This window comes from Brooklawnia sp. (genome assembly GCF_049651565.1).
Classification (GTDB): Bacteria; Actinomycetota; Actinomycetes; order Propionibacteriales; family Propionibacteriaceae; genus Brooklawnia.
Genome location: NZ_JBASCI010000058.1, coordinates 1 through 1,616 on the forward strand (window position 1 = coordinate 1; position 1,616 = coordinate 1,616).

Sequence of the window (1,616 nt, forward strand, 5' to 3'; positions counted from 1 at the left end):
CGCCAACCGGTTGCGTCCAGTTCGCAGGGCTGGGCGAGCAGCCCCAACGTGCGCCCGATGATGGCCGAGGACGCGTCCCGCAGGGGCACCTCCGGCATCGCCAGCACTGCCTCGAACACTTCGGCGACGACCCTGGTGGCCGCCCGGAAGTCGCGGCCCGGCATCGAGCCCAGGCCGGTGGTGCGCATCAGGACGCCTGCGTGAGCCGGCTGGCGGTGGCAGCGATCACCGCGCTGCCCACCACCTGCTCGCCGTCGTAGCAGACCGCGTACTGGCCGGGCGCCACGCCGCGGCAGGGCTGGTCGAGCCGCACCAGCAGCTCCTCGCCGACCTGTTCGATCTCGGCCGGCATCGCCTCGCCGTGCGCGCGCACCTGCACATGGCCCCGCCACGGGCCGCGTCGGGGCCCAGCCGTCCAGGTCGGTCGGACGCCGCGCAGCTGGTCGACCGCCAGCTCGCCGGCACCGCCGACCACCACCTGCCTGCGCTCGGGATCGATCCCCACTACGTACCGGGGTCGGCCGTCCACCGAGGGAACGCCGAGGTTGAGGCCCTTGCGCTGACCGATCGTGTACCGGTAGGTGCCTCGGTGGGCGCCCAGGTCGTTGCCGGCGGCGTCCACGATGCGTCCGGGTGCCTCGCCAAGCTTGTCGGCCAGGAAGCCGGCGGTGTCGCCGTCGGGGATGAAACAGATGTCGTTGGAGTCGGGCTTGTCGGCCACCGCGAATCCCAGATCGGCGGCCTCGGCCCGCACCTGTGGCTTCAGGCTGTCGCCGAGCGGGAACAGGCTGTGCGCGAGCTGGTGGCGGTCAAGCACGCCCAGCACGTAGGACTGGTCCTTCGCGTCGTCCCGGGCCCGGCGCAGCTCCAGGCCGTCCGGCCCTTCGACCAGCCGGGCGTAGTGGCCGGTCGCGACGGCGTCGTAGCCGAGGGCGAGCCCCTTGTCGAGCAGTGCGGCGAACTTGATCCGCTCGTTGCAGCGCAGGCACGGGTTGGGCGTCCGACCGGCCGAATACTCCAACAGGAAGTCACCGATCACCTGGTCGGCGAACCGCTCCGAGAAGTCCCAGACGTAGAAGTCGATCCCCAACCGGTCAGCCACCCGCCGGGCGTCGTGCACGTCCGCCAGTGAACAGCAGCCCCGCGAGCCCGCCCGTTGCGCCAACGCAGTTCGAGACAGCGCCAGGTGGACGCCTGTCACCTGGTGACCCGCAGCCATCAGTCGTGCGGTGGCGACGGCGGAGTCCACCCCACCCGACATCGCTGACAGCACCCGCATGCCCCGTCCTCCTCTCCAAGGTCCCCGAGTCTAAACGCCCGCCGCAGTCAATGCGGAACCGCGCGTACCTGCTGCACCGCTGACGGCAGGACGTCCACCACCCGGTCGATGTCCGCGTCGGTGGTGGACCAGCCGAACGAGAACCGGACGCCGCTGCGGGCGGCGACCTCGTCGCGTCCCATCGCCAGCAGCACCTCACTCGGCCCGGGCACGCCCGCCCGGCAGGCCGATCCGGTGGAGCACCAGATCCGCTGCTGGTCGAGCAGGAAGGTGAGGTCGTCGGCGGAGGCCCCGGCGAAGCCGAGGTTGCAGATGGCCGGGCTGGCCGGCTCGGCGC

Annotated in this window: 2 protein-coding genes and 1 pseudogene; all 3 read right to left on the reverse strand. The window is 71.9% G+C overall.

The window, feature by feature from the left end; all coding sequences use genetic code 11:
- Positions 1 to 188, reverse strand: a pseudogene (locus WBL05_RS02815) (methionine synthase); the annotation flags it as partial.
- On the reverse strand, positions 188 to 1,279 hold the full coding sequence (gene mnmA, locus WBL05_RS02820; RefSeq protein WP_424223607.1) for a tRNA 2-thiouridine(34) synthase MnmA: 1,092 nt from the start codon (positions 1,277 to 1,279) through the stop codon (positions 188 to 190). The pseudogene WBL05_RS02815 and the gene mnmA, both read right to left, overlap by 1 nt.
- A 47-nt stretch (positions 1,280 to 1,326) precedes the next feature.
- Positions 1,327 to 1,616: aminotransferase class V-fold PLP-dependent enzyme (locus WBL05_RS02825; RefSeq protein WP_424223608.1), on the reverse strand; the 290-nt coding region annotated here is incomplete at its 5' end.